Annotated in this window: 18 protein-coding genes; 7 read left to right on the top strand and 11 right to left on the bottom strand. The window is 63.6% G+C overall.

Annotated elements, in window-relative coordinates; genetic code table 11:
• Nucleotides 1-18 precede the first annotated feature (18 nt).
• Nucleotides 19-2,373: an efflux RND transporter permease subunit gene (locus JWV26_RS01565; RefSeq protein WP_206418227.1), complete on the top strand. Its 2,355-nt coding sequence runs from the start codon at nucleotides 19-21 to the stop codon at nucleotides 2,371-2,373.
• A gap of 469 nt (nucleotides 2,374-2,842) precedes the next feature.
• Here JWV26_RS01565 and JWV26_RS01560 read toward each other — a convergent pair whose 3' ends face one another.
• The 9 genes from JWV26_RS01560 to JWV26_RS01520 form a co-directional block, all read right to left on the bottom strand.
• The gene (locus JWV26_RS01560) at nucleotides 2,843-4,483 is read right to left on the bottom strand and encodes a BatD family protein (RefSeq protein ID WP_206418226.1); all 1,641 of its coding nucleotides are present in this window, start codon (nucleotides 4,481-4,483) and stop codon (nucleotides 2,843-2,845) included.
• Nucleotides 4,480-6,237 (bottom strand): VWA domain-containing protein, encoded by a 1,758-nt coding sequence (locus JWV26_RS01555; RefSeq protein WP_206418225.1) that lies wholly within the window; start codon nucleotides 6,235-6,237, stop codon nucleotides 4,480-4,482. Before JWV26_RS01555 ends, JWV26_RS01560 begins: the two co-directional genes overlap by 4 nt.
• Nucleotides 6,234-7,238 (bottom strand): vWA domain-containing protein, encoded by a 1,005-nt coding sequence (locus JWV26_RS01550; RefSeq protein WP_093050675.1) that lies wholly within the window; start codon nucleotides 7,236-7,238, stop codon nucleotides 6,234-6,236. Before JWV26_RS01550 ends, JWV26_RS01555 begins: the two co-directional genes overlap by 4 nt.
• On the bottom strand, nucleotides 7,231-7,725 hold the full coding sequence (locus JWV26_RS01545) for a DUF4381 domain-containing protein (protein ID WP_206418224.1): 495 nt from the start codon (nucleotides 7,723-7,725) through the stop codon (nucleotides 7,231-7,233). The genes JWV26_RS01550 and JWV26_RS01545 overlap by 8 nt, the downstream gene beginning before the upstream one ends.
• Nucleotides 7,722-8,669 carry a DUF58 domain-containing protein gene (locus JWV26_RS01540; protein ID WP_072425362.1) on the bottom strand — a complete coding sequence of 316 codons (948 nt, stop codon included), beginning with the start codon at nucleotides 8,667-8,669 and terminating at the stop codon, nucleotides 7,722-7,724. The genes JWV26_RS01545 and JWV26_RS01540 overlap by 4 nt, the downstream gene beginning before the upstream one ends.
• Nucleotides 8,670-8,807: 138 nt before the next feature.
• On the bottom strand, nucleotides 8,808-9,767 hold the full coding sequence (locus JWV26_RS01535; RefSeq protein ID WP_003460622.1) for an AAA family ATPase: 960 nt from the start codon (nucleotides 9,765-9,767) through the stop codon (nucleotides 8,808-8,810).
• 194 nt (nucleotides 9,768-9,961) lie between these two features.
• Nucleotides 9,962-10,891, bottom strand: a complete 930-nt coding sequence (locus JWV26_RS01530) for a 5-oxoprolinase subunit C family protein (RefSeq protein ID WP_206418223.1) — start codon at nucleotides 10,889-10,891, stop codon at nucleotides 9,962-9,964.
• The gene (locus JWV26_RS01525; protein WP_206418222.1) at nucleotides 10,888-11,601 is read right to left on the bottom strand and encodes a 5-oxoprolinase subunit B family protein; all 714 of its coding nucleotides are present in this window, start codon (nucleotides 11,599-11,601) and stop codon (nucleotides 10,888-10,890) included. The genes JWV26_RS01530 and JWV26_RS01525 overlap by 4 nt, the downstream gene beginning before the upstream one ends.
• Nucleotides 11,598-12,350 carry a 5-oxoprolinase subunit PxpA gene (locus JWV26_RS01520; RefSeq protein WP_206418221.1) on the bottom strand — a complete coding sequence of 251 codons (753 nt, stop codon included), beginning with the start codon at nucleotides 12,348-12,350 and terminating at the stop codon, nucleotides 11,598-11,600. The genes JWV26_RS01525 and JWV26_RS01520 overlap by 4 nt, the downstream gene beginning before the upstream one ends.
• 390 nt (nucleotides 12,351-12,740) lie before the next feature.
• Between JWV26_RS01520 and JWV26_RS01515 the strand changes: the two genes are divergently transcribed.
• A complete protein-coding gene (locus tag JWV26_RS01515) occupies nucleotides 12,741-13,682 on the top strand; it encodes a TRAP transporter substrate-binding protein (RefSeq protein WP_239690055.1) in 942 nt (313 codons plus the stop codon).
• Between the two features lie 50 nt (nucleotides 13,683-13,732).
• Here the strand turns inward: JWV26_RS01515 and JWV26_RS01510 are convergent, their stop codons facing one another.
• Both JWV26_RS01510 and JWV26_RS01505 read right to left on the bottom strand, forming a co-directional pair.
• Entirely contained in the window at nucleotides 13,733-15,616 is a 1,884-nt protein-coding gene (locus JWV26_RS01510) for a methyl-accepting chemotaxis protein (RefSeq protein WP_206418220.1), read from the bottom strand.
• 140 nt (nucleotides 15,617-15,756) lie between these two features.
• A complete protein-coding gene (locus JWV26_RS01505; RefSeq protein WP_206418219.1) occupies nucleotides 15,757-16,980 on the bottom strand; it encodes an OprD family porin in 1,224 nt (407 codons plus the stop codon).
• Nucleotides 16,981-17,251: 271 nt separating this feature from the next.
• Between JWV26_RS01505 and JWV26_RS01500 the strand changes: the two genes are divergently transcribed.
• The 5 genes from JWV26_RS01500 (at nucleotide 17,252) to JWV26_RS01480 (ending at nucleotide 26,444) form a co-directional block, all read left to right on the top strand.
• A complete protein-coding gene (locus JWV26_RS01500) occupies nucleotides 17,252-18,196 on the top strand; it encodes a LysR family transcriptional regulator (protein ID WP_206418218.1) in 945 nt (314 codons plus the stop codon).
• Nucleotides 18,197-18,406: 210 nt separating this feature from the next.
• Entirely contained in the window at nucleotides 18,407-19,384 is a 978-nt protein-coding gene (locus tag JWV26_RS01495) for a TRAP transporter substrate-binding protein (RefSeq protein ID WP_074916206.1), read from the top strand.
• A 66-nt stretch (nucleotides 19,385-19,450) separates the two neighbouring features.
• Entirely contained in the window at nucleotides 19,451-19,957 is a 507-nt protein-coding gene (locus JWV26_RS01490; protein ID WP_074916204.1) for a TRAP transporter small permease, read from the top strand.
• A 58-nt stretch (nucleotides 19,958-20,015) separates the two neighbouring features.
• Nucleotides 20,016-21,320, top strand: coding sequence for a TRAP transporter large permease (locus JWV26_RS01485; protein WP_093050700.1), 1,305 nt, complete (start codon nucleotides 20,016-20,018; stop codon nucleotides 21,318-21,320).
• A gap of 282 nt (nucleotides 21,321-21,602) precedes the next feature.
• The gene (locus tag JWV26_RS01480; RefSeq protein ID WP_206418217.1) at nucleotides 21,603-26,444 is read left to right on the top strand and encodes an NAD-glutamate dehydrogenase; all 4,842 of its coding nucleotides are present in this window, start codon (nucleotides 21,603-21,605) and stop codon (nucleotides 26,442-26,444) included.
• Nucleotides 26,445-26,593 lie beyond the last annotated feature (149 nt).

The following is a 26,593-nucleotide window of genomic DNA, read 5'->3' as shown; positions in this document are numbered from 1 at the left end:
CAAGCCGGGAGCCTTTGCATGACCAAGCATCAACAACAGCCTGCTTCCTTCCTCGAGCGGCTGATTTTCAACAATCGCCCGGCGGTGATCCTGATCTGCCTGCTGATCAGCATCTTCCTGTTCTATCAGGCTGCCCAGGTACGTCCGCAGACCAGCTTCGAGAAGATGATTCCGCTGGGGCACCCTTATATCCAGAAGATGCTCGAACACCGTAACGACCTGGCCAACCTGGGCAATACGGTGCGCATCTCGGTGGAGGCCACCGACGGCGATATCTTCAGCAAGGAATACATGGAAACGCTGCGGCAGATCCATGACGAGGCGTTCTACATTCCCGGCGTCGACCGTTCCGGTCTGAAATCGCTGTGGAGTCCGAGCGTGCGCTGGACCGAAGTGACCGAAGAGGGTTTCGCCGGCGGTGAAGTGATCCCGCAGACCTACGATGGTTCTGCAGACAGCCTCGAGGATCTACGCAGCAACATCCTCAAGTCGGGTCAGATCGGTCGCCTGGTGGCGAACAACTTCAAGTCCAGCATCGTCGATATTCCGCTGCTCGAGTCCTACCCGGACCCGAATGATCAGAGCAAGCTGATCAAGCTGGACTACCAGAAGTTCTCTCACGAGCTGGAAGAAAAGATTCGTGAGAAGTACGAGGCGCAGAATCCCAACGTCAAGGTGCATATCATCGGCTTCGCCAAGAAGGTCGGTGATCTCATCGATGGCCTGATCGGTGTGGCGCTGTTCTTTGCCGTGGCCATTGGCATCACCTTCGTGCTGCTGCTGTGGTTCACCCACTGCGTCAAGAGTACTTTGGCGGTGGTGATCACCACCCTGATCGCGGTGATCTGGCAACTCGGTCTGCTGCATACCTTGGGCTTTGGTCTCGATCCGTACTCGATGCTGGTGCCGTTCCTGGTATTCGCCATCGGTATCTCTCACGGGGTACAGAAGATCAACGGGATCGCCATGGCGTCGGGTGAGGCGACCGATGCCCTGTCTGCTGCGCGCATGGCCTTCCGTCAATTGTTCATCCCCGGCCTGGTGGCGCTGCTGTCTGACGCCGTTGGCTTCGTCACCCTGCTGTTGATCGATATCGGCGTGATCCGCGAGTTGGCCATCGGCGCATCGATGGGTGTGGCGGTGATCATCCTCACTAACCTGATCCTGCTGCCGGTGGTGATTTCCTATATCGGTATCGGCAAGCGTGCGGTGAAGAAGAGTCGGGAGGAGGCCGCCAAGGATCATCCGGTCTGGCGCGCCATTTCCAACTTCGCCCACCCGATGGTGGCACCTATCTCCGTTGTCGTTGCCGTGGTGGCATTGGCCGGTGGTGTCTGGTACGGCCAGAACCTGAAGATTGGTGACCTCGATCAAGGGGCGCCGGAGCTGCATCCGGATTCGCGCTACAACCTCGATAACGACTTCGTCATCCGCAACTACTCGACCAGCTCCGACGTCCTGGTAGTCATGATCAAGACCGGCCCCGAAGGCTGCTCTACCTATGACAGCCTGGCCGCGATGGACGAGCTGATGTGGAAGATGGAGAACACCGAGGGCGTGCAGTCGGCCATCTCCATGGTCACCGTGTCCAAACAGGTGATCAAGGGCATGAACGAGGGCAACCTGAAATGGGAAACCCTGTCGCGCAACCAGGACGTATTGAACAACTCCATCGCCCGCGCTGAAGGTCTGTACAACGCCGACTGCTCGGTGGCGCCGGTACTGGTGTTCCTCGAAGACCACAAGGCCGAGACGCTGTCGCGCGCCGTGGCTGCGGCCGAAGAGTTCGCCGCGCAGCACACCACTGACGAACTGCAGGTGGTACTGGCTGCCGGTAACGCCGGTATCGAAGCTGCGACCAACGAAGTGATCGCGGCGTCCGAGACCACCATGCTGATCGCTGTCTACGCGGCGGTGAGCATCATGTGTCTGCTGACCTTCCGTTCGCTGGCGGCGACCCTGTGCGTGATTCTGCCGCTGGTGCTGACTTCGGTGCTGGGCAACGCACTGATGGCTTTCATGGGCATCGGCGTGAAGGTCGCCACTCTGCCGGTGATCGCGCTGGGTGTGGGGATCGGTGTCGACTACGGCATCTACATCTACAGCCGTCTAGAGACCTATCTGCGTCAGGGCATGCCGCTGCAGGAAGCCTACTACGAAACGCTGAAGTCCACCGGTAAGGCTGTGCTGTTCACCGGTGTCTGCCTGGCAATCGGTGTGGCGACCTGGATCTTCTCGGCGATCAAGTTCCAGGCCGATATGGGCTTGATGCTGACCTTCATGTTCCTGTGGAACATGATCGGTGCGATCTGGCTGCTGCCGGCTCTGGCGCGTTTCCTGATCAACACCGAGAAAATGCGCGCCAAGGCTTGATGCCTGTCGCGTAGAACGAAAACCGCGGCCCTTGGGTCGCGGTTTTTTTATGGTTGGCCGGCATATGAGGCGGGAAGCCGACAACTGGATGGCTACATGCCGTATGAGCCTTGCCTCGGGGCAAAGGCGTTTGTTGCCGGCCTGTATGGCGCCCCCTGATCGGTAGCTGAGGTAAGGCAAGCTGCTGTGTTGTGCAGATTCGCGGCGGGGCGCCGCTCCTACAAATGGATCGCGTCGCCGCTCAAGACATTCATAGCGCTAGCACCGTCCGCCAATGTTCAGCCCCGTGTAGCCCGGATGAAATCTGGGGCTTGCTCGACAAGCATATCCACGATGCCTGGTCCAGGCTTCGCGAGCGCATTCGCGACTACCAAGCACCGAGAATGCCCGGCTACTGGCCACGGCAGAGCGACCCCTCTGGCGGGGACAGTGCCATGATCGATTGGGCGGTGCGCGGCGTATCCCGGGATTAGCGCGGATACAGGGGGGGTAGCGCGCTGCTGTCTTGCGGCGTAGCAGTCGGTTCCTGCACATCGGGCAGGTTGCGAATCGCCTTCCACAGCTCCTCGCCTTGCCATTGCTGGCCAACTTCGCTGTACAGCGCGCCGTTGAGACCGTCCAGGGCGTCCGACAACGGCACGTAGCGTGCGGCCATATCGGCGAGGGTTTCCGGTTGTTGGCGAGCCCAGGCGTCGAGGGCATGACGAGTGGCCTGGGCATCGCCGGCCTGGCAGGCACGCTTGATGTCGTCGAGCAGCGTGCGCGGGCTCGGGCCACTCTGCGCCGCGCGCTGGATCGCCGGCTGCCGGCGGGCATGCCACCACAAGCCGAAGCCGAGCAGCGTGGTCAGGCTCAGCACTGCGCAGGCCAACTGCCAGGGCCACAGTTCCGGCCCCTCGATCACCTGGGTCGTCACCATCGGCGTATTGGGTTGTTCATCGTTCTGCAGTTGCGGGTTTTCCGCGACCTGCAGCGTACGGGCGGAGAGGGTGGTGCGTTCCAGCGTGTCGGTCTGGGTGTTCCACCACAACACTTCCAGGGGCGGCAGATCGAAACTGCCGCTGCGATTGGGTACCAGCGCCTCGCGTTCTTCGCGGGTGCCGATGATGCCCGTTTCGCTCTTCTGGTCGCTCATCTGCGGCTGATCCGGGTAGCGACGCAGGCCGTCGACCTGGGTTGCCGGCAATGGTGGCAGCTGGGCGCTGGAAAGGCCGTCGACCTTGAGAATCAGGCGGCGGGTCAGGGAATCGCCAACCTGGCTCTGTTCTGGTTGTGGGTTCCAGGTTTCCGCCAGGCCCAGGGCGCGCGCCGGTAGCCAGGGCACGTCAGCCGGATAGTCGGCCGGCTTGGGTTTGACCTGCAGCGGAATGTCCGGTGATTTGACCCGCGAGACCTTGCCGGTGCGTGGCCCGAAGGGCAGGAAATCATTGTTGCGCGAGCGGTCGACCAGGGTGGCGCTGAAGGTCTGGCCCGGGATCACCAGTTGTCCGCTGCGCTGCGGGTAGATGGCGTATTGCAGCTCGATCACGCCGTGTAGCACGCCGCCGATGCTCTTCTCGTAGGTGCGTGGTTCGCCCAGTTGCTCGACACGCGCATCCGCGATGCGCAGGGGCGTCAGGCTGCTGTCGTCGTACATGGACACCGAGTGGTAGATGCGCAGGGTCAGCACGGCCTGGGCCTGAACGTAGACGTTCTCCTGATCGAGGCTGGCATCGATGAATACTGGTGCCAGCTGTTCGCCGTTGCCGGCGCTGACGGCTGCCTCGACGTTCAGCGTGATCGGCAGGGTTTCGGCGTCTTCCAGGCGGATCGCCGGGATCGTCACCTCGCCGTTGCGGCGTGGCTGCAGGGTCAGGATCCAGCGAGTGCTGGCGCGTGGTGTATCGCCGATGCTGCTCAGGCGATTGACCTGGCGGCTGCCAAGCACCTCGAAGTCTTTATCCAGTGGGCTCAGGTCGGGTCGGCCGAAGCGGGTCGGGTCGGTCGACTCCAGCGTCAGCACCACGGTTTCGCCCTCGCTCAGGCGAGTGCGGTCGACGCTGGCGAAAAAGCCTTCGGCATGGGCCTGCCCCGCGAGCAGTAGAAGAAGCAGGAAGACCAGACGCTTCATTGATTCGAGTCCTGACGCTGTTGCTGTTCATACCAGAATTTGCGCCGCAGCAGTTCGGCCGGGTCATCCGGGATCTGCCGCAGCCATTGTTCCAGCGCTTGTCGGCGTTCCGCCGCCGTACCCAGATCGGCTTCCGTACGGGGTGGCGCAACCGGCTCGGCGTCGCTCGGGGATTCACTGCTGGTGCTGGGCTGGGGGTCTTCCCCGGCGCCATTGGCGCTGCCCTGTCCCTCGCTGCTTTCACTGTTCTCACCGCTACTACCCGGCTGGGTAGGCTGTGCGGCAGTACTCTCGGCGGGCTGGCCGGCCGGCGATTCATTCGGCTGTGACTGCTCGTTGGCCTGTTCCTGCTGCTCGGCCGAATCACTCTCGCCGGATTGCTGCTGATTTTCGCGCTGACGCAGTGCTTGTTCCACCAACGCTTTGTTGTGCTGGGCCGCGGCCAGCTCCGGCTGGCGCTCCAGGGCCTGCTCATAGGCATCCAGCGCTGCTTCCAGTTCGCCGGCCTTGGCCAGGGCATTGCCGCGATTGTAATGATTGATGGCGCTGTCGCCCTTGGCGAAACGTTCTGCGGCGGCGGCATAATCCTCGGCCTCGTAGAGTGCCTTGCCTTGCCACTGCGGATCGACGAAACGTTGCGCGGCCTCGGCCGGGCGTTGCGCCTGCAGCAGGCGCTGGCCCTGCTGATCGGGGCGCAGCCAGAGGTCGTCGAGTTCGAAGGCATGACTGCTCTGTGGCGGCAGCATCAGCAGCAGTGGCAGGCAGAACAGCCAGCCGCGACGACCGGCGCAGGCGGCGAGCAACAGCAGCGGTAGCAGTAGCCAGTAGCCCTGGTCGATATGGCTGTCGAGCTGTGTCGGCTCACCCGCTGCGCGCATGGCCTGCGGGCCGTCGAGCAGGCCCAGGCGACGCAGGTCTTCGTCGTCCAGGCGGCTCGCCGCGTAGCGGCCGGCATGGGCTTCAGCGGTTTCACGCAGGCCGCGCGCATCGAGGCGCGGAATCAGGATGGCGCCGCGCGAATCCTTGAGGAAGCTGCCGTCTTCCTGCACCACCGGCGCGCCTTCGCGACTGCCCACGCCGAGAATCAGCAATGGTACCGAGCGCTTTTGCAGCGTTTGCTGGATGCCGCTGCGTTCCGCTTCATCGAGGGCGCTGGTGATCAGCAACAGGCGACCCTGGCCCAGTTGCGCCTGGTCGAGCAGCTGCAGTGCACGGGCCACGGCCAGATCGGCGCGACGCCCCGGCTCCGGCATCAGCGAGGGTTTCAGCGCTTCGAGCAGGTTGCGGCTGGTGGCCAGGTCATCGGACAGCGGCACCAGGCTGTGTGCGCTACCGGCATAGACGATGATCGCCGTCTGCGCATCGCGCCGCGCTTCGAGCAGATCGAGTAGCTTGCGTCGAGTCTGTTCCAGGCGGTTGGGGCGGCCGTCGGTGGCAAGCATCTGCGGCGTCAGTTCGAGCAGAACCACCAACGGATCGGCAGGCTTCTGGTTGCTCTGTTCGACGCGCTGCCAGCTGGGGCCGAGCAGCGCCAGTACGGCCAGCAGCCAGGCCAGGCCGAGTGCCAGCCAGGGCAGCTTGCTGGAGCGGCCGCTGCCACCCTTGAGCAGCGCCTGATGGAAGGCCGCCGGCAACAGGAGTTGCCAGCGCCCGCTCTGGCGCTCGCGATGCCACAGGCGCCAGAGCAGCCAGGCCAACACAGGTACTGCCAGCAGCCACAGTGAGCGCAGCCATTCCGGCCAGAGCAGGCTCATGTACGCCTCCGCAGCCGCTGCAGCAGGTCGGGCCAGAGTACCTGACCGACCAGCAGCAGCGAGCCCAGTAGCGCCAGCGCCAGCGGCCAGGCATAGAGGGCCAGGGCCGGGCGGGCGAGGGTAGGTTGCTGGGCGACCGGCTCGAGGCGGTCCAGGGTCAGTTCGATCTGTTCCAGCTCGGCCTGATTGCGTGCACGGAAATACTCACCGCCAGTCACGTCGGTGATCGCGCGCAGGCTGGTTTCGTCCAGATCCAGGGCGCTGAAGCCGAAGCTGCCGAATGCACCGCTTTGCTGCGGATCGGCGCCGATGCCGATGGCATAGATGCGTACGCCTTCATCGGCGGCCAGTTGCGCGGCGACCATGGGGTCGATCTCGCCGCCGTTGTTGGCGCCGTCGGTAATCAGCACCAGCACCCGGCTTTGCGCTGGTCGTTGACGCAGGCGTTTGACGGCCAGGCCGATGGCGTCGCCGATGGCGGTGTTCTTGCCGGCGATGCCGATCACGGCTTCGTCGAGCCAGGTGCGCACCGTGTGACGGTCGAAGGTCAGCGGTGCCTGCAGATAGGCCTGGCTGCCGAACAGGATCAGGCCCACCCGATCGCCACGGCGACCTTCGATGAAATCGCCGAGCAGGCGTTTGACCAGTTCCAGACGGCTGATTGGCTCGTCGTCCCACTGCATGTCGGCGTAATCCATGGAGCCGGAGACATCCACCGCCAGCAGCAGGTCGCGGCCGCTGGCTGGCAGCGGCAGCGGTTCGCCGACCCACTGCGGCCTTGCGGCGGCGCACAGCAGCAGACACCAGAGCAGCGCCAGCGGTGCTTGTTGGCGCCAGCTGGGCAAGGCGGCGCGGGCGCGGCGCCCGCTCAGGGCCTGCAGCTCGTCGAGAAAACCGACGCGCAGCGCCGCATCGCCGCTGTCGGCGGGCGGCAGCAGCAGGCGTAGCAGCCAGGGCAGCGGCGCGAGCAGAAAGACCCAGGGCCAGGCGAACTCAAACATGCTTTCGAATCCAGATGGCGATGGCCTGATCGAGCTCCACGATGGCCTTGTCGCTCAGGGTGCACTGCGGCCTGTAGCTGCCGTCGACCAGGATCATCCAGCGGGTCAGGCCGGCTGCCGGGCAGCGGTTGTCGAGAAATGCCAGCCAGGCGCGGCTGCTCAGGGTGTGGCTGGCGCTCTCTGGATAGCGTTCGCGGCACAGGCGCTTGAGCAGGGCGTTGAGCTGCTGCAGCCAGGGGCCAGCCGGAGCACCGTCATAGGGTTTGCTCAAGCGTGCCAGTTCATCGAGCGCGGCCTGACGCAGTGGATCGAGTGTTTGCTCAGCCGCCACCTTGGGCGCACGTCGGCGCCAGTTGCGTAGCAAACGCCACAGTCCCCAGCCGAGCAATGGCAGCAGCACGGCCAGCACCCACCAACCCGGAGCCGGCGGCCACCAGAGAACGGGGGGCGGGTCCATCAGTGGCTGCAACTGGTCGATGGGGTTCATAGCGACTTTCTCGAATGCAGGGCGCTGAGTTGCTCCTGCAATTGCTCGACCAGTTCGAACTGGGTGCTCAGCGGCAGTAGCGGCACGCCGAGCTTCTGCGCCAGACGCTGCCAGCGTGCCTCACGGGCCTGAGCCTGGGCGCGATAGGCCTGGCGCAGATCACCGTTATGGCTGTCGAGCTCCAGCTGAGCGCCGTTCTGGGTGAAGCGCAGCAGGCCGGCGGCCGGCAGGGCGTGGTCGAGCGGATCGGACAGCGGCAGCAGCAACAGATCGGTATGGCGCGCGAGCAGGGTCAACTGCTGCTCGGCGTTATCGCTGAGGGCGCGCTCATCGCACAGTACGATCACCAGGCTGCCTGGGCGCAGTACTTCGCGAGCGCGACGCAGGGCCAGGCCGAAGTTGTCGCGGCCGGTGTTGGCCTGGCTCTCCGGGCCGAGTGCCTGGTTGGCACGGGCCAGCAGGTTGAGCAGTTGCAGCAGGCTCTGCTTGCTGCGCCGTGGTTTGACTTCGTGATGTTCGTTATCGGCGAACACCAGGCCGCCTATGCGGTCGTTATGCCCCAGTGCAGCCCAGCCGATCAGCGCTGCAGCACGCGCGGCCAGCACCGACTTGAAGCACTGGCCTGAGCCGAAGAACAGGCGCTGGCTCTGTTCGGCGATGATGAAGATGGGGCGCTCACGCTCCTCATGGAACAGCTTGGTATGCGGCTCCTGGGTACGTGCGGTGACGCGCCAGTCGATGGTGCGCACGTCGTCGCCCGGCTGATAGACGCGCACCTGGTCGAAGTCCACGCCACGGCCGCGCAGCTTGGAGTGATGCAGGCCGATCAGCGGGCTGCGTCGGGCCGGGGTTGAGAACAATGGCACCTCATGCACTTTATGGCGCATGTCGATCAGCTCGCCGAGGGCGATATGGATGCCGGGTGTCGGGGCTGGGCTGGACATATTGGTCTCACGCCATCTTGCCGTGCTCCCTCGCCCATTTATGGGAGAGGGCTGGGGAGAGGGTGGGGCGTTTCGCTGCCCTCTCCCCCGACCCCTCTCCCGCAAGCGGGAGAGGGGAGACAAGCCTATTGCGCTGCATCAAGCCACCGCTACCACGTCGAGGATGCGCTGGATCACGCGGTCCTGATCGACGCCCGAGGCTTCCGCCTCGAAGGAGAGGATGATGCGATGGCGCAACACGTCGAACAGCACCGCCTGGATATCCTCGGGGCTGACGAAGTCGCGCCCGGCCAGCCAGGCGTGGGCGCGGGCGCAACGGTCCAGGGCGATGGAGCCGCGCGGGCTGGCGCCATAGGCGATCCAGTCGGCCAGCTCGGCGTCGAACTTGGCCGGGGTACGGCTGGCCATGACCAGTTGCACCAGGTACTCCTCCACGGCATCGGCCATGTACAGGCCGAGGATTTCCTTGCGCGCGGCGAATACCGCCTGCTGGCTGACCCGGTGCTCTGGCTTGGCCTCACCGTTGAGCGCATCGCCACGGGCCTGGGCAAGAATCTTGCGCTCCACCGCCGCATCGGGAAAACCGATCTTCACGTGCATCAGGAAGCGGTCGAGCTGCGCTTCCGGCAGCGGGTAGGTGCCTTCCTGCTCGATGGGGTTCTGCGTGGCCATGACCAGGAACAGTGGCGACAGGTCGTAGGTGCTGCGGCCGACCGACACCTGGCGTTCGGCCATGGCCTCGAGCAGCGCCGACTGCACCTTGGCCGGCGCACGGTTGATCTCGTCGGCCAGCACCAGGTTATGGAAGATCGGTCCCTGCTGGAACACGAAGCTGCCGGTTTCCGGGCGGTAGATCTCGGTGCCGGTGATATCCGCCGGGAGCAGGTCAGGGGTGAATTGTATGCGATGGAACTCGCCTTCTATGCCTTCGGCCAGTTCCTTGATCGCCTTGGTCTTGGCCAGACCGGGGGCGCCTTCGACCAGTAGATGGCCGTCGGCGAGCAGGGCGATCAGCAGGCGCTCGATGAGCTTTTCCTGGCCGAGAATCTGGGTGGAGAGAAATTGGCGTAATGCGACCAGCGCTTCACGGTGTTCCATCGTAGGGCTCTTCTGGCGGATGGGCGGGGCTTTTACTGCCGCGCGTGCAGACCGCCGACTTTAATGCATTTGCGGCTTCGGCCGCTATGTGCGGCGCGGGTCATGAACAGTCTGGCAACAGAAATGCGAGGGATGTCGCCAGCGCTGAAATGACCCGCCGTCGACGAGGGCGGGTCATCTAGCCAGGTGCGACGCTATTGCCACTGCGCCAGGAGCCGGCGTTGGGTGAGCAGGGCGCTGTCCTGCGTGGTGGGAGCAAGCTGTATGGTCTGCCCCGGCAGGCATTGCGCCAGCCGAGCCACGGCCTGTGGCGTCAGCGCGCCGAGGCGCGGGTAGCCACCGATGGTTTGGCGGTCGTTGAGCAGGATGATCGGTTGGCCATCCGGCGGCACCTGCACGGCGCCCAGCGGGATACCTTCGGAGATCATCGAACTGCGTTGGCATTGCAGCTGCGGGCCGTTGAGACGAATGCCCATGCGGTCGGCGCGCTGATCGATCAGCCATTGGCTGTTGAAGGCGTCGAACAGGCTCTGGCCGCGGAAGTCACCGATCTGCGCACCCAACACCAACTGCAGGCGCGGCGCATCCTGATACTCGGGAATGAACTCGCTGGGCATCTGCCGCGTTTCATTGGCGTTGCCGCTCCAGCTCAGAGCATCGCCGACAGCGATGGCGCGGCCATCGCCCTGCAGGCCACCAAGGCCCTCACGGAGCATGCTGGCGCAACTGCCCAGCACCAGCGGAGCCTGGAATCCACCTGGCGCTGCGAGATAGGCGCGGGCGCCCTGACGCGGCTGGGCGAAGTTCAGACGCTGGCCCTGACGCACCTCGAAGCTACGCCACGGCGCCAGCGGCTGCTCGTCCAGACGCGCGCCGAGATCGGCACCGGTCAGCGCCAGTGTGGCGTCACGGCTGCATTCGAACTCGGCGTTGCCCAGGGTGATCTCCACCACAGCGGCAGTCAGCGGGTTGCCCAGCAGCCAGTTGGCCCAGCGATGGGCGATCCAGTCCAGGGCGCCGCACTGGGTCACGCCAAGGTGGCGTACGCCGAAACGGCCAGCATCCTGCAGTTGAATGAACGGGCTGCTGCGCAATACGCGCAGGCCGCCATTGATCGCGCTCATTGGCTGGCCTCCAGCGGGCTGTCGTCGCCACCCAGGCGGATGAATTCGGCGCGCTCGATGGGCACGAAACGCACCCTATCACCGGGTTGCAGCAGGCTGTAGCCTTCGATATCGCTGCCGAACAGGCGGCTCGGCGTGCGCCCGATCAGGTTCCAACCGCCGGGCGAAACCACCGGGTAGGCGGCCGTCTGTCGTTCGGCGATGCCGACGCTGCCGGCGGCGATGCGCTTGCGCGGCGTGCTCAGGCGCGGCGCGGCGAGGATTTCCTCGACCAGGCCCATGAAGGCGAAGCCGGGGGCGAAGCCCAGGGCGAATACCTGATAGGCATGGCTGCTGTGTCGGGCGATCACCTCGGCTTCGCTGAGTCCGCTGCGCCGGGCCAGCAGTTGCAGCTCCGGGCCGACGCTGCGGTCGTACCAGGTGGGCAACTGGTGTTCGCGACCGCCTTGCAGATCGGCAGGCTGCAAGCCAGCGAGTGCTTCGGCGACCTTCGCTCGTGCCTGCTCGCTGTCGAGCTGGCACAGGTCGTAGTGCAGCAACAGCGTGGTGTAGGAGGGCACGAGATCGATCAGCGCGCCGCCGAACACTTCCCGCAGGCGCGTGCGTGCGGCCAGCATCCACGGCATGTTGGCTTCATCGATAAAGTCGAACAGGCGCAGGATCACACTATCGATGCCGGCGACTTCCAGCCGGGCGTTGGGCGCCTTCATGTCTGAACCAGGCTGTCGAAGGCCTGGCGGATGCGTTGCACGGCAGCCACCGAGCTGGCGTTGTCGCCATGCACGCACAGTGTCTGCGCGGCCAGGTGCAGTGCGCTGCCGTCGCTGGCCTGCAGGGCCTCGCCACGCGCCAGGGTGACTGCCTGGCTGACGATTACCTCGCTGTCGTGATGCACGGCCCCCGGCAGGCTGCGACTGACCAGAAAACCGGCGGCGTCGTAGGCGCGGTCGGCGAAGGCTTCGAACCACAGGGTCAGGCCGAATTCGTCGCCCAGTGCCTGGGCTGCGCTGTTGTCACGGGTGCACATCAGCATCAGCGGCAACTGGCGGTCGTACTTGGCCACGGCGCTCATCACCGCGCGCAGGGTGGCGGGCTTGCGCATCATGTCCTGATACAGCGCGCCATGTGGTTTGACATAGCTGACACGGGTCCCCTGGCTGCGGCAAATGCCTTCCAGCGCACCGATCTGGTAGAGCATAAGGTCCTCGACTTCCTGCGGCGTGCAGTCCACCGAGCGACGGCCGAAGCCGACCAGATCCTGATAGGCAGTGTGCGCACCGATGCGCACCTCGTGGGCCACGGCCAGGGCCACGGTCTTGCGCATCACGCTGGGGTCCGAGGCGTGGAAGCCGCAGGCGATGTTGGCGCAGTCGATGTAGGGCATGACCTCGGCGTCCAGGCCCATGGTCCAGGCGCCGAAGCTTTCGCCGATGTCGCAATTCAAAAGCAGGCTGTTCAAGTGAGCATCCTAATCATGAGGTGCATGGATATGGCCGGACAGCTTTGAGCTGTTCTGGGAGTTGGCCTCATTTTTCCGGCGCCGCCCAGAGGCGTCCAACTAATAAAAACATCCGCCGGAGATAGGAAAAGCTGATGGTGTCGGGCATCGGATTTTCTGATCGCCAGACGCCGGTTTTTCCCGTTGGACAGTGCCGGCCGTCGCGCTCGACAGTGAGTCGGGTGAACGCTCCTTGGCGCCGTTCTGGTGCACCCCCGGTGTGTCCCGTACCCGGGGGCTTTTGCGTTCCTTTCGAGTCGACTCAGTACTTGGCTACCAGTCTACGGGGGAACCCCAGTGAAGACCGCACCCTATCTGTCCGCGCTCTGCGCCTTGCTTGTCGCTATACCCATGGTTTCACCCGTGTACGGCGGCGAACGCTGGTCGATGTCGGTGGAACAGCCGGCCGGCAATTTCATCAGCCGCGTGGCGGTGGAGTTTGCCAGGAATGTTCGCCAGGCCACCAATGGCCAGCTGAACATACGCGTTCACCCGAACTCCACCTTGTATCGCCGCCCTGAGGTCAAGCCTGCAGTAACCCGCGGCGATATTCAGATTGGCGATGTGTTCATGTCTGCGCTGGGCAATGAAGATCCGATCTACGAGCTGGACAGCCTGCCGTTTCTCGCCACCGACTACGAGCAGGCGCGCAAGCTCTGGGCGGTGACCCGTGAAGCGGTGGAGCAGCGCCTGCTGGCCGATGGAGCGCGCCTGGTTTACGCGGTGCCTTGGCCGGCGCAGAGCCTGTTCAGCAATCGGCCGTTGCAGACTGTGGAGGATGTTCGCGATCTGCGTTTTCGCAGTTACAACCCGACCATCTCGCGTCTGGCCCATTTGCTCCATGCGCAGCCGACGACCATCAATACCGAGGACGTACCGCAAGCCTTCCGCGACGGCCAGGTGGACATCATGCTCACTTCCAGCGCTACAGGCATGGACCTGCGCGCCTGGGACTTCGTCTCGCATTTCTATGACGTACGCGCCTTCATCCCGAAGAACATCGTTATCGTCAACGAGCGTGCCTTCCAGCGTCTACCCGAAGCCCAGCGTAGCGCCTTGCTGCATGCCGGTGAACGGGCCGAGCGGGCAGGGTGGGAGTTGTCGTGGGCCTTGACCGGTTATCAGACGCGGATGCTCGCCAGGCACGGCATGACCGTGGTGCAGGACATTGACCCGCAATTGCGCCGGGAGCTGACCGAAGTCGGCCAGCAGATTACCGAGGAGTGGCTGGCGCGTGCCGGCGATGAGCATGCGCAGATCATCGAGGCGTATCTCGACGGGCAGCCACGTTAGGCCGCCTGCGCGAATGCCCGGTCGGCATCGCGACCGGGCTCTCACAGCACTCAGGCCAGGCGGAACTGCCTGGCGCTGCGCCCCAGTGCATCGACCTGGGATGACAGCCCCTCGGTATGGCCGCCCAGGGTGTGGCGCAGGTCCTTGCTCTGCCCGGTGTGCACGTTGATGGTTTCCATCTTGTCGGCGATGTCCTCGGTGGTGGTGGAGACTTCCTCGATGGCCACCACGACCTGGTTCATCTCGCCGGTCAGGCGCTCCATCGCCGAGGTGATGGAGCTGATGGCGTCGGCCACCTGAGCAGCATGTCGCTCGCTGTCGGCGGCCAGGTTCAGGCCATTGCTCATGAGTTGGTGCATGTGTCGGGTCTGTTGCTGGAACTCGCCGACGATGGCGCTGATGTCGGTGGTTGCCGAGACCGTCTTCTGCGCCAGCGAGCGCACTTCATCGGCCACCACCGAGAAGCCGCGGCCAGCGTCACCCGCCCGGGCTGCCTCGATTGCCGCGTTGAGGGCGAGCAGGTTGGTCTGATCGGCGAGGCTGTTGATCACATCGACGATGCCGTTGACCCGCGCGCTGCTCTGGCCGAGGGCATCGACCTGGCTGTGGGTGTCCTGAATCAGCTGCGCCAGGCGACTCATGCTGTCGACGCTGGCGGCGATCACTTCGCCGCCGTTACGCGCGGCATCGTAGGCGCTGGTGGTGGCAGTGCCGACTTGCGCCGTACGCTGCGCCATGTCGTTGAGGGTGGCGCTGATCTGGTGCGAGGCCGAGGCGGCCTGCTCGGTCTGCATTTCCACCTGGGTGCTGTTGTCGCCCAACTGACGCATGGCATCGCCCAGGTGATGGTGCAGGCGGCTCAGCTCGCCGTTGGCACGCACCACTTCGGCAACGATACCGCCGATGCCCTGGATCATGCGGTTGGCGGCGTCGGCCAACTGGTTGAATTCGTCACGCGGGTTGCTGCCCACCGGCAGCTTGCCGGTGAGATCGCCGGAGGCGACCTGAGTCAGCAGTTGAATGACGTTGCGCAGGCGGCTGACCAGAGTGCGCGAAGCCTGCAGCAGGGTGAGGCAGAGCAGGGCGGCAACGGCGAGGAAGCTCAGCCCCATCATCCACAGTGCGGACAGGCGGGCCTGCTCGGCTTCCTGGGTGCGGCGCAACAACAGGCCGCTCTGCAGCGCCTGCGCTTGTTCGTCGATGCGCGTCTGCAGTTGCTCGCCCAGTTGGCGCAGGCGCTGATTGGTGGCGTTGATGCGCTCGATGTTGCCATGGATATCAGTGAACGCCTGGGCATAGCCCTGCACGTTCTTGCCGATCGGTGTGTCCTGCCATTCGAGATCCGAGATCTGTTCCTGCAGTTTGCCGATGGCCGTCAGAGCAATCTGGGCGAACGCCGGGTCGAAGGTCGACAGATAGTCACGCTGGCTGCTCAGGGCACTGGTAATGAAGGGTTTGATCAGATCGAAACTGATCGCCTCCAGGGCCTTGCCTCTTTCCGTCAGGGTTTTACGCTGGCCCTCGAAGGGGGTCAGACCCAGGGCCTGATTGAAGCTCAGCCACCGGCGCTGTTGGGTAAGTTCCTCCAGTAGCACGGCCTGGATCTGCTGGGCGTGTTGCAAGGTGGCGTCGTCTTCCAGTGCCTGGGCTTGCGTCAGCAGTTGTCCGATGAGTTCTTGCAGCTCATTGAGACCGCTGTCGAACGCTGCTTGCAGGTCGGGGGTGATCTGTTGGCGCAGTGCGTTCTGTTGCCACCAGTGGTTCATCAACTGGGTACTGGCGCTGGCATAGGCTGCCGCCTGTTCCCTCGCCTGTAAGGCACTGCTGACGCGATGGTTGGCCCATAACGAGGCGGCCGCCATCAGAATCAGGCTGATCAGGGTGAGCGCGATAAGGGCGCGGAATTTTTGTTGCCAGGACAGTAAAAAGCTCACGATAACGCCTCGCCATCTTCTTCAGGATGATTCTCAGGAATCGGCAAGTTGTCATACAACTTGATTAAAAGTCTATGGCCTTCTTGCTTCCCGAGAAATGCAAACGGGGCCGTAATGGCCCCGTCATCGGGTTGAAGTGCTTACCAGAGCGCCAGGGTGTAGCTGAGAATCAGGCGATTCTCGTCGAGATCGTTACCGAAATTGGAGCGAACGGTGGCGTTACGCCATTTCAGCCCCAGGTTCTTCAGCGGACCGTTCTGCACCACGTAGGCGATATCGGTATTGCGTTCCCATTCCTTGCCTTCGCTGTTGCGGCCGGCGACCTCGACGTTGTCACCGGAGATGTAGCGGGTCATGAAGGTCAGGCCGGGGATGCCGATGCTGGCGAAGTTGTAGTCGTAGCGCACCTGCCAGGAGCGTTCTTCGACGTTGGCGAAGTCGTTGATCTGCACGAAGTTGACCAGGAACGGATCGCTGCTGGCGATGTACGGGAACGGATCGTCACCGCTCATGCGCTGGTAGCCGGCGCCGACGGCGTGACCGCCCAGGCTGTAGGTGAACATGGCGCCGAAGGCCTTGTTGTCGAGGTCGCGGAAGTTGCCGTCCTCACGGCTTTGCGAGTAGCGCAGGTCGGTTTTGAACGACTGGTCATCGCCCAGCGGCATTACGTGCACCAGCGTGCCGTAGTACTGCTGGTAGATATCCTCGAGGGTGCCGTAGTGCAGGCCGGCGGTCAGTTGCGGGGTGATCTTGTACTCGCCGCCACCGAACACGAAGGAATCACTGCTGCCGCCGATGCGGTTGCCGGTCATCTCGGTGTAGTCGGTGGAGCTGTTGGCCTTGATGCGGTTGATCTTGCCGCCCTGCAGGGTCAGGTTGTCGATTTCCTGAACATTCAGCAGTGCACCCTGGAAGGTCTGCGGCAGCAGACGCGAGTCATTGGCCGAGACGATCGGGCTGCGAAAGTGCAGGGCGCCAGCTTTCAGTGTGCTGTTGGAGACCTTCACCTTGGCGGTCAGGCCGAGCTTGGAATACTCATCCTGCGAGCCGCCGGAGCCATCGGCCGGCAGCAGGCCGCTGCCAGCAGTGCCGTCACCGGAGTCGAGTTTCACACCGAGCATCCCCAATGCATCGATACCGAAACCGACGGTGCCCTCGGTGTAGCCGGACTCCATGCGCAGCAGAAAGCCCTGCGCCCATTCCTCGGCCTTGTCACGGGCGCCGCTCTGGCGGAAGTCACGGTTGAAATAGAAGTTGCGCATCTCGACGCTGGCCTTGCTGTCAGCGATGAAATCGGCATGTGCGATGCTCGGCAGGCCGCCGCCGAGCAGCAGCGCGGATGCCAATGGGTAATGGGGTTTCATGGTGCAGTGTCTCCTGTTGGGAGCGCGCAGCCGACGAGAGCAGCTGCTTGGCAGAGCGCGTTTTGAATGATGTTGTTGTGGTCTGCGCAGAGCGCGGCGCCATTCTTCAAAGCGTTGTTCGGCGGCGTCCAACGAGAAAAAACAGGGGGCCAGCGATAGGAAAATTCATCGGCTGGGCGAAAAACCTCTGGCATACAACCTGCTACGCCTGAGGCTGCGTGGGCGCTGCCAATCAGCCCCTGAGAAGAACATTGCGAAGAGGCGTTACGGCATGAATCTGAGATTTCTCGAGACCTTCGTCTGGGTGGCACGGCTCAAGAGCTTCCGCCTGACAGCCGAGAAGCTGTTCAGCACCCAGGCGTCCATTTCCAGCCGTATCGCTGCGCTCGAGGATGAACTCGGCACACGTCTTTTTCTGCGTGATTCCAAGGGCGTATCGCTGACCCCGGAAGGGCAGAAGGTGCTCGAATATGCCGAGCGCATGATCGACACCATGCAGGCCTTGAAGCAGTCGATCAGCGATACTGGCAACATCCAGGGGCGTATTCGCGTCGGCGCGATGGATACCGTCATTCACACCTGGTTGAGTCCGTTCGTAACACGGGTGATGGAGCGCTACCCCGCGGTGGAGATCGAGCTGACGGCCGACACCGCGCGCAACCTCAACGAGCAATTGCTCAAGGGCTATCTGGATATCGTGTTCCAGACCGACATGGTCAACGGCGACAGCGTGCGCAATCTGGAACTGGCTGCCTTTCCGGTGCGCTGGATCGTCCCGACCGGTTCGCTGTACCACCGCAGCTACGCTTCGATGGAGGAGCTGGCGCGTGAGCGCATCATCACCTTCTCGAAGAATTCGCGGCCGCATCAGGACATTCTCAACCTGCTGCATGCCGGCAGCGTCAGTGCGCCACGCATCAATTGCGTCAACTCCATCGCCGCGATGACGCGTCTGGTGCGCGACGGGTTCGGTATCGGCGCGCTGCCGCCAGCGCTGGTGCATGACGAACTCAAGCAAGGCCTGCTGACCATTCTCGACGAGGTTCCCGAGCCGCCGCCCTTGCCGGTGGTCGCCACCTGGCGTACAGGTGTGGGGCTGGAACTCAGCGAAGACATCATCGCCCTGGCCTGCGAGGCACTGGATGTCTACGCCGAGGAAATGGGCGAGGCCTGCATGGCGCGAGTCGCGCCAGTGCCGGAACAGCAAAGCGCCTGACTAACTTCCATTCGCTGGTCTGCGGGCCCGGAAACGGCTGCCCGCTGCTGGTGCGTTTGTCGCGAAAACGCCCCTTTTCATCCCATAACGATTTCCGATCATGCGCCTCCGGTTTTTCTAGTTGGACAGGGTAGGGCGATGCGCTGAGACTCGAAATCGTCTTCCAGCCGCGCCTTGCGGCGCACAAAAAACAATGAACAGGAGAGCACCATGAAAAGCATCGCATCGCGTTTCGCCATTACCGCTCTGGCTTGCGCACTGGGCTTCGGCGCCCAGGCCGCCGAGCGCTGGAACATGACCGCCGAGAATCCCGATGGCAACTTCATCACCACCGTGGCCAAGGAGTTCGCGCAGGATGTGGAAAAAGCCAGTAACGGCGAACTGGTTATTCGCGTGCACGCCAACTCGGTGCTGTTCAAGCGCCCCGAGGTCAAACGTGCCGTACAGACCGGCCAGGTGCAGGTGGGCGACGTACTGATGTCGGTGCTGGGTAACGAAGATCCGATCTTCGAAATCGACAGCGTGCCGTTTCTGGTGCGCAACTACGAGCAGGCCCAGGCCCTGTGGGACGCGAGCCGCCCGGCTGTGGAAGAGCGCCTGGCCAAACAGGGCATCAAGCTGCTGTACGCCATGCCCTGGTCGCCGCAGAGCATCTTCACCAAGACGCCGATCGCGAGCATGGATGACTTCAAGGGCATGAAGTTTCGTGCCTACAACCCGGCCACTTCGCGCATGACCGAATTGATGGGCGCAGTGCCGACCGTGATCCAGACCGGCGAAATACCGCAAGCCTTCAGCACCGGCATGATCAACGGCATGCTCACCTCGCCGACCACAGGTGTGGACTCCCAGGCCTGGGACTTCTCCTCCTACTACTATGACGTCAAGGCGTTCATTCCGAAGAACTTCGTCATCGTCAACGCGCGTGCCTTCGCCCGCCTGCCGGAAGCGACCCAGGCGGCCGTGCTGGCTGCTGCTGAGCGTGCCGAAAAACGTGGCTGGGCGATTGCCCAGGAAAAGACCAGTGAGCTGGTCAAGACCCTGGCCGACAATGGCATGCAGGTATCCGAGCAGGCCCCGGCGGCGGTGGAGAGCGGCTTCGAGCAGATCGGCCAGAGCATGACCGATGAGTGGCTCAAGCGTGCTGGTGCCGATGGCAAGGCGATTCTCGACACCTACCAGCCGTGACTCTGCTGCCCGCCGCGCTGGTTGCGGCGGGCTTTTCTCGTGGCTTGACCAGGGAGCCCGCTGTTAATGACCCCACTGCACAAGCTCTACACCCTGTCCGGATGGTTGTCCGGCGTGTTTCTCGTCCTGATCTGTGTACTCGTCGTGGCACAGATCGTCGCCCGCCAACTGGGCACCATGGTGCCCGCCGCCGATGAGTTCGCCGCCTACGCGATGGCTGCGTCGGGCTTTCTCGCCTTGCCCTATGCACTGCAGCGCGGCGCGCACATCCGTGTGGAACTGCTGTTGCGCCTGCTGCCCGCTGGCGGTCGCCGTGTAGTCGATGTATTGGCCACGCTGGTCGGGTTGGGGATCGCCACCTATATGGCCTGGTACTGCGCGTTGTTCGTTCTGGAGTCCTACGAGTTCAAGGAAGTGTCGTCCGGTCTGTTGCCGATTCCCATGTGGTTGCCGCAGCTGCCGATGTTGCTTGGCACGCTGATTCTGGTGGTGGCCATGGCCGAGCGCCTGGTGTTGAGCTGTCAGGGCAAACGCTTCGAAGCTGCCGAAGCCGGTACGGCGATGAGCGAGTGAGCCTGCGGGCTCGACCCCTAATTGCGGCCATCGCCGCACTGCATTCGTGAGTGAACCCGTGGACTACACAATTATTACAATCACCCTGCTGCTGGCGCTGTTCGTTCTGCTTGGCGGCGGCGTCTGGGTTGCCCTGTCATTGCTTGGCGTCGGCATCATCGGCATGGAGCTGTTCGGCGGTGCGCCGGCCGGCTCGATCCTCGCTTCCACCAGTTGGGCTTCCAGTGCCAGCTGGACACTGACGGCGCTGCCGTTGTTCATCTGGATGGGCGAGATTCTCTATCGCACCCGACTTTCCGAAGACATGTTCAATGGCCTGGCGCCGTGGATGCGGGGCCTGCCGGGGCGGCTGCTGCACGTCAACGTGTTCGGCTGCGGCCTGTTCGCCGCGGTCAGTGGCTCTTCCGCTGCCACCGCTGCCACCATCGGGCGCATCTCTCTGCCCGAGCTGAAGTCGCGCGGCTACCCGGAATCCATCGCCATGGGCTCGCTGGCCGGTGCCGGCACGCTCGGTTTGCTGATTCCGCCGTCGATCATGATGATCGTCTATGGCGTGGCGGCGCAGGTATCGATCTCGCGCCTGTTCATCGCCGGCATTCTGCCGGGCCTGCTGCTGCTGGCGATTTTCAGCGGTTATCTGATGCTCTGGTCTGCCTGCAATCGCAGCAAGCTGCCGGAGGAGGGCGAGCGCTTGCCGGTCATGGAAAAACTGCGCCGAGCCAAACTGCTGATTCCGGTGCTGGGCCTGATCGTCGCGGTGATTGGTTCGATCTACGGCGGCATCGCCACAGCCACCGAGGCCGCGGCTGTGGGGGTGGTCGGCGCGCTGCTGATCGCGCTGGTCTCGGGGTCGCTGACCCGGGAAACCTTCATGGCCAGCCTGATGGGCGCGGTGTCCACCTCGTGCATGATCTTCTTCATCCTGCTCGGCGCGGCCTACCTGACCTCGGCCATGAGCTTCACCGGCCTGCCGGCGGCGCTGGCCGATTGGATCATCGCCAAACAGCTGTCGCCGTACCTGTTGCTGCTGGCGCTGACGTTGTTCTTCATCGCCCTGGGCTGCTTTCTCGACGGCATCTCGATCATCCTGCTGACCACCGCAGTGATTCTGCCGGCGGTGCAGGCTGCCGGGATCGATCTGCTGTGGTTCGGCATCTTCGTCATCCTGGTGGTGGAAATGGCGCAGATCACCCCGCCGGTGGGTTTCAACCTGTTCGTCATCCAGAACCTCACCGGGCGTAACCTGGGCGCGGTGGCGCGCGCCAGTTTCCCGTTCTTCCTCCTGCTGGTGCTGGCGGCGATCCTGATCACATTGTTCCCGCAGATCGTGCTGGCGCTGCCCCAAGCGATGCGCGGCACCTGATCTCTCTCCCTGGCCCGCTTGCGCTCCGCTGGCGGGCCATGGCTTTTTCTTTTTGCACCGTGCCGGTGCAGCCTTGAAAGAAAATGTCGCAGCGCCGCAAGCGGTTGCGGGCCATCCCTCGTTAAGCTCGCTGGTTATATGTGACCAGTCGGTCGCTCCCTTCACGCCGGTCCGCATGCGACTCGCAAGTGTCATCGTCGCTTCATGGACTAACGTTGAACTAACACCTTACGACAGCGATCCAGACCTCCTGTCGAACCACCAGCCCAATGGAGCAAAACCATGGCGTTCTTTACGGCGGCCAGCAAAGCCGACTTCCAGCACCAACTGCAAGCGGCCCTGGCACAGCACGTGAGTGAGCAGGCGCTGCCACAAGTAGCCCTATTCGCCGAACAGTTCTTCGGCATCATCGCCCTCGAGGAGTTGACCCAGCGGCGTTTGTCCGATCTGGTCGGCTGCACCCTGTCGGCCTGGCACATGCTGGAGCATTTCGATCACGCCAAGCCGCAGGTGCGCACCTTCAACCCCGATTACGAGAAGCACGGCTGGCAGTCCACCCACACCGCGGTGGAAATCCTGCATGGCGACATCCCGTTCCTGGTCGACTCGGTGCGCATGGAGCTCAATCGCCATGGCTACAGTATCCACACCCTACAGAACAGCGTGTTCAGCGTGCGCCGTGACAAGAATGGCCAACTGCTGGAAATTCTCCCGCGTGGTACCCAGGGCGAGGGTGTGCTGCAGGAAGCGCTGATGTTCCTGGAAATCGACCGTTGCTCCAGCTCCGCCGAACTGAAAACCCTGGAGAGGGCCATCCACGAAGTCTTCAGCGACGTGCGCATGAGCGTCGCTGACTTCCAGCCGATGAAGGCCAAGGCGCGCGAGCTGCTGGCCTGGCTGGATCGCGCCAAGCTCAAGGTGGACAAGGCCGAACTGGATGAAATCAAGGTCTACCTGAACTGGTTGCTGGACAACCACTTCACCTTCCTCGGTTACGAGGAATTTACCGTCGCCCCGACCGCCGATGGCGGCAGCATGGTCTACGACGAGAAATCCCTGCTGGGCCTGTCCAAACGCCTGCGCACCGGATTGTCCGCCGAGGAGCTGCACATCGAGCCTGAGGCGGTGGCGTACCTGCGCGAGCCGCAGCTGTTGTCCTTCGCCAAGGCTGCAGTGCCGAGCCGTGTGCATCGTCCGGCCTATCCGGATTTCGTTTCCATCCGCGAGCTCGATGCCAAGGGTAACGTGGTCAAGGAATGCCGCTTCATGGGCCTGTACACCTCGGCGGTGTATGCCGAGAGCGTATGGAACATCCCCTACATCCGCCGCAAGGTAGACGTGATCAAGCAGCGTTCGGGCTTCGACAGCAGCGCGCACCTGGGCAAGGAACTGGCCCAGGTACTGGAAGTGCTGCCGCGTGACGACCTGTTCCAGACCCCGGTGGACGACCTGTTCAACACCGCGCTGTCCATCGTGCAGATCCAGGAGCGCAACAAGATTCGCGTGTTCCTGCGTCGCGATCCCTACGGCCGCTTCTGCTACTGCCTGGCCTACGTGCCGCGCGACGTCTATTCCACCGAAACCCGGATGAAGATCCAGCAGGTGCTGATGGAGCGCCTGCAGGCCACCGATTGCGAGTTCTGGACCTTCTTCTCCGAGTCGGTGCTGGCGCGCGTGCAGTTCATCCTGCGCGTCGACCCGAAGAACAAGACCCAGATCGACCCGGTGCGTCTGGAGAAGGAAGTCATCCAGGCCTGCCGCTCGTGGAAGGACGACTACGCCAGCCTGATGGTCGAAAGCCTCGGCGAAGCCCAGGGCACCAACGTCCTGGCCGAGTTCCCCGGCGGCTTCCCGGCCGGTTACCGCGAGCGTTTCGCCCCGCACTCGGCGGTGGTGGACATGCAGCACCTGCTCAGCCTGAGCAATGACAAACCGCTGGTGATGAGCTTCTACCAGCCATTGGCCCAGGCAGGGCAGCAACTGCACTGCAAGCTGTATCACGCCGACACGCCGCTGCCGCTGTCCGACGTGCTGCCGATTCTGGAGAACCTCGGCCTGCGCGTGCTAGGCGAGTTCCCCTACAAGCTGCGCCGCAATGACGGCCGCGAGTTCTGGATTCACGACTTCGCCTTCACCTACGCCGAAGGCCTGGACGTCGACATCCAGCAGCTCAACGACACCCTGCAGGACGCCTTCATTCACATCGTCGGCGGCGATGCCGAGAACGATGCATTCAACCGCCTGGTGCTGACCGCCGCCATGCCCTGGCGTGAAGTGGCGCTGCTGCGTGCCTACGCGCGCTACCTGAAGCAGATCCGCCTGGGCTTCGACCTCAGCTATATCGCTGCGACTCTGATCAACCACGCCAACATCGCCAAGGAGCTGGTGCGCCTGTTCCGCACCCGTTTCTACCTCGCGCGCAAGCTCGCCGCCGAGGATCTGGAAGACAAGCAGCAGAAGCTTGAACAGGCCATCCTCGCCGCGCTGGACAACGTCGCCGTGCTCAACGAAGACCGCATCCTGCGTCGCTATCTGGACCTGATCAAAGCCACCCTGCGTACCAACTTCTTCCAGACCGACGCCAGCGGCGCGGCCAAGTCCTATTTCAGCTTCAAACTCAGCCCGCGCCTGATTCCGGAGATTCCGCGTCCGGTGCCGAAGTTCGAGATCTTCGTCTACAGCCCGCGCGTCGAGGGCGTGCACCTGCGCTTCGGCGACGTGGCCCGTGGCGGTCTGCGCTGGTCGGATCGTGAAGAGGACTTCCGTACCGAAGTGCTCGGCCTGGTCAAGGCACAGCAGGTAAAGAACGCGGTTATCGTGCCGATGGGCGCCAAGGGCGGCTTCGTACCGCGCAGGATGCCGGTCGGTGGTTCGCGTGACGAGGTGATGGCCGAGGGTATCGCCTGCTACCGCATCTTCATCAGCGGCCTGTTGGATATCACCGACAACCTCAAGGAAGGCGAGGTAGTACCGCCGCAGAACGTCGTGCGTCACGACGCCGATGACCCCTACCTGGTAGTGGCGGCGGACAAGGGCACCGCGACCTTCTCCGACATCGCCAACGGCATCGCCGCCGAATATGACTTCTGGCTCGGTGACGCCTTCGCCTCCGGCGGCTCGGCCGGCTACGACCACAAGGGCATGGGCATCACCGCCAAGGGCGGCTGGGTTTCGGTGCAACGTCACTTCCGCGAGCGCGGCATCGACGTGCAGAAGGACAACGTCACCGTGATCGGCATTGGCGACATGGCCGGCGACGTGTTCGGCAATGGCCTGCTGCTGTCGGAAAGCCTGCAGCTGGTAGCGGCCTTCAACCACATGCACATCTTCATCGATCCGAACCCGGACGCCGCCAAGAGCTTCCTCGAGCGCAAGCGTTTGTTCGAGCTGCCGCGTTCGAGCTGGGCCGATTACGACGCCAAGCTGATTTCCGACGGCGGCGGTATCTTCCTGCGCAGCGCCAAGAGCATCGCCATCACCCCGCAGATGAAGGCGCGCTTCGACATCGCCGCCGACAAGCTGGCGCCCACCGAGCTACTCAATGCGCTGCTCAAGGCACCGGTCGACCTGCTGTGGAACGGCGGCATCGGCACTTACGTGAAATCCAGCAAGGAGAGCCACGGTGACGTTGGCGACAAGGCCAACGACGCGCTGCGCGTGGACGGTCGCGAACTGCGCGCCAAGGTGGTGGGCGAGGGCGGCAACCTGGGCATGACCCAGCTCGGCCGTGTCGAGTTCGGCCTGCATGGCGGCGCCAGCAACACCGACTTCATCGACAACGCCGGTGGCGTGGACTGCTCCGACCACGAGGTGAACATCAAGATCCTGCTCGGCGAGATCGTCTCTGGTGGCGACATGACCGAGAAGCAGCGCAACAAGCTGCTGGCCGAGATGACCGACGATGTGTCCGAGCTGGTGCTCGGCAACAACTACAAGCAGACCCAGGCGCTGTCCCTGGCCGAGCGCCGCGCCCGCGAGCGGGTCGGCGAGTACAAGCGCCTGATGAACGCGCTGGAAAGCGCCGGCAAGCTGGACCGCGCCCTGGAGTTCCTGCCGTCGGACGAGGAGCTCAATGAGCGCGCCACCAACGGCCAGGGCCTGACCCGGCCGGAGCTGTCGGTGCTGATTTCCTACAGCAAGATCGACCTTAAGGAGTCGCTGCTCAAGTCCCTGGTGCCGGACGACGATTACCTGGCGCGCGAGATGGAGACCGCCTTCCCGCCAATCCTCACCGAGAAGTTCGGCGACGCCATGCGCCGTCACCGCCTCAAGCGCGAAATCGTCAGCACGCAGATCGCCAACGACCTGGTCAACCACATGGGCATCACCTTCGTGCAGCGTCTGAAGGAGTCCACCGGCATGAGCGCGGCCAACGTCGCCGGTGCCTACGTCATCGTGCGTGATCTGTTCCGCTTGCCGTACTGGTGGTCGCAGATCGAGGCGCTGGACTACGAGGTCTCGGCCGATCTGCAACTGCAGTTGATGGACGAGCTGATGCGCCTGGGCCGCCGCGCCACGCGCTGGTTCCTGCGCAGCCGCCGTAACGAGCTGGATGCCGCGCGCGACGTGGCGCATTTCGCACCGCGTATCGAAGCGCTGGTCGGCCGTCTGGACGAACTGCTCGAGGGCCCGGCCCGCGAGCAGTGGCTGGCGCGCTACCAGAGCTTCGTCGAAGCCGGCACGCCGGAAGAGCTGGCTCGCGTGGTCGCCGGCACCAGCCATCTGTACACCTTGCTGCCGATCATCGAGGCGGCGGACGTCACTGGCAAGGATGCCAGTGAAGTGGCGACTGCCTACTTCGCCGTTGGCGGCTCCCTGGAGCTGTCCTGGTACCTGCAGCAGATCACCAATCTGCCGGTGGAGAACAACTGGCAGGCGCTGGCCCGCGAGGCCTTCCGAGATGATCTGGACTGGCAGCAGCGTGCGATCACCGTGTCGGTGCTGCAGATGGCCGATGGTCCGCAGGAAATCGAAGCGCGCGTGGCCCTGTGGCTCGACCAGCATCAACGCCTGGTCGACCGCTGGAAGGCGATGCTGGCCGAGCTGCGTTCGGCAACCGGCACCGACTACGCCATGTACGCGGTGGCCAACCGCGAGCTGATGGACCTGGCGCAAAGCGCCTGAGCCGTGCGCTGAAATAAAAGAGCCCCGCCAAGTGCGGGGCTTCTTTTTATGGGGCGGTATTCGCAGGCTTCCGTCGCCCGGATGCAATTCTGGGGGCGCCGTTTCCCGGATTGCATCCGGGATACCACGCCGTTATCGGTGCGCGCAGC

The sequence above is a fragment of the Ectopseudomonas toyotomiensis genome (assembly GCF_017167985.1).
Taxonomy (GTDB): Bacteria; Pseudomonadota; Gammaproteobacteria; order Pseudomonadales; family Pseudomonadaceae; genus Aquipseudomonas; species Aquipseudomonas toyotomiensis.
Note: the sequence above shows the minus strand (reverse complement) of the source record. Positions and strands in the feature narration are given on the sequence as shown.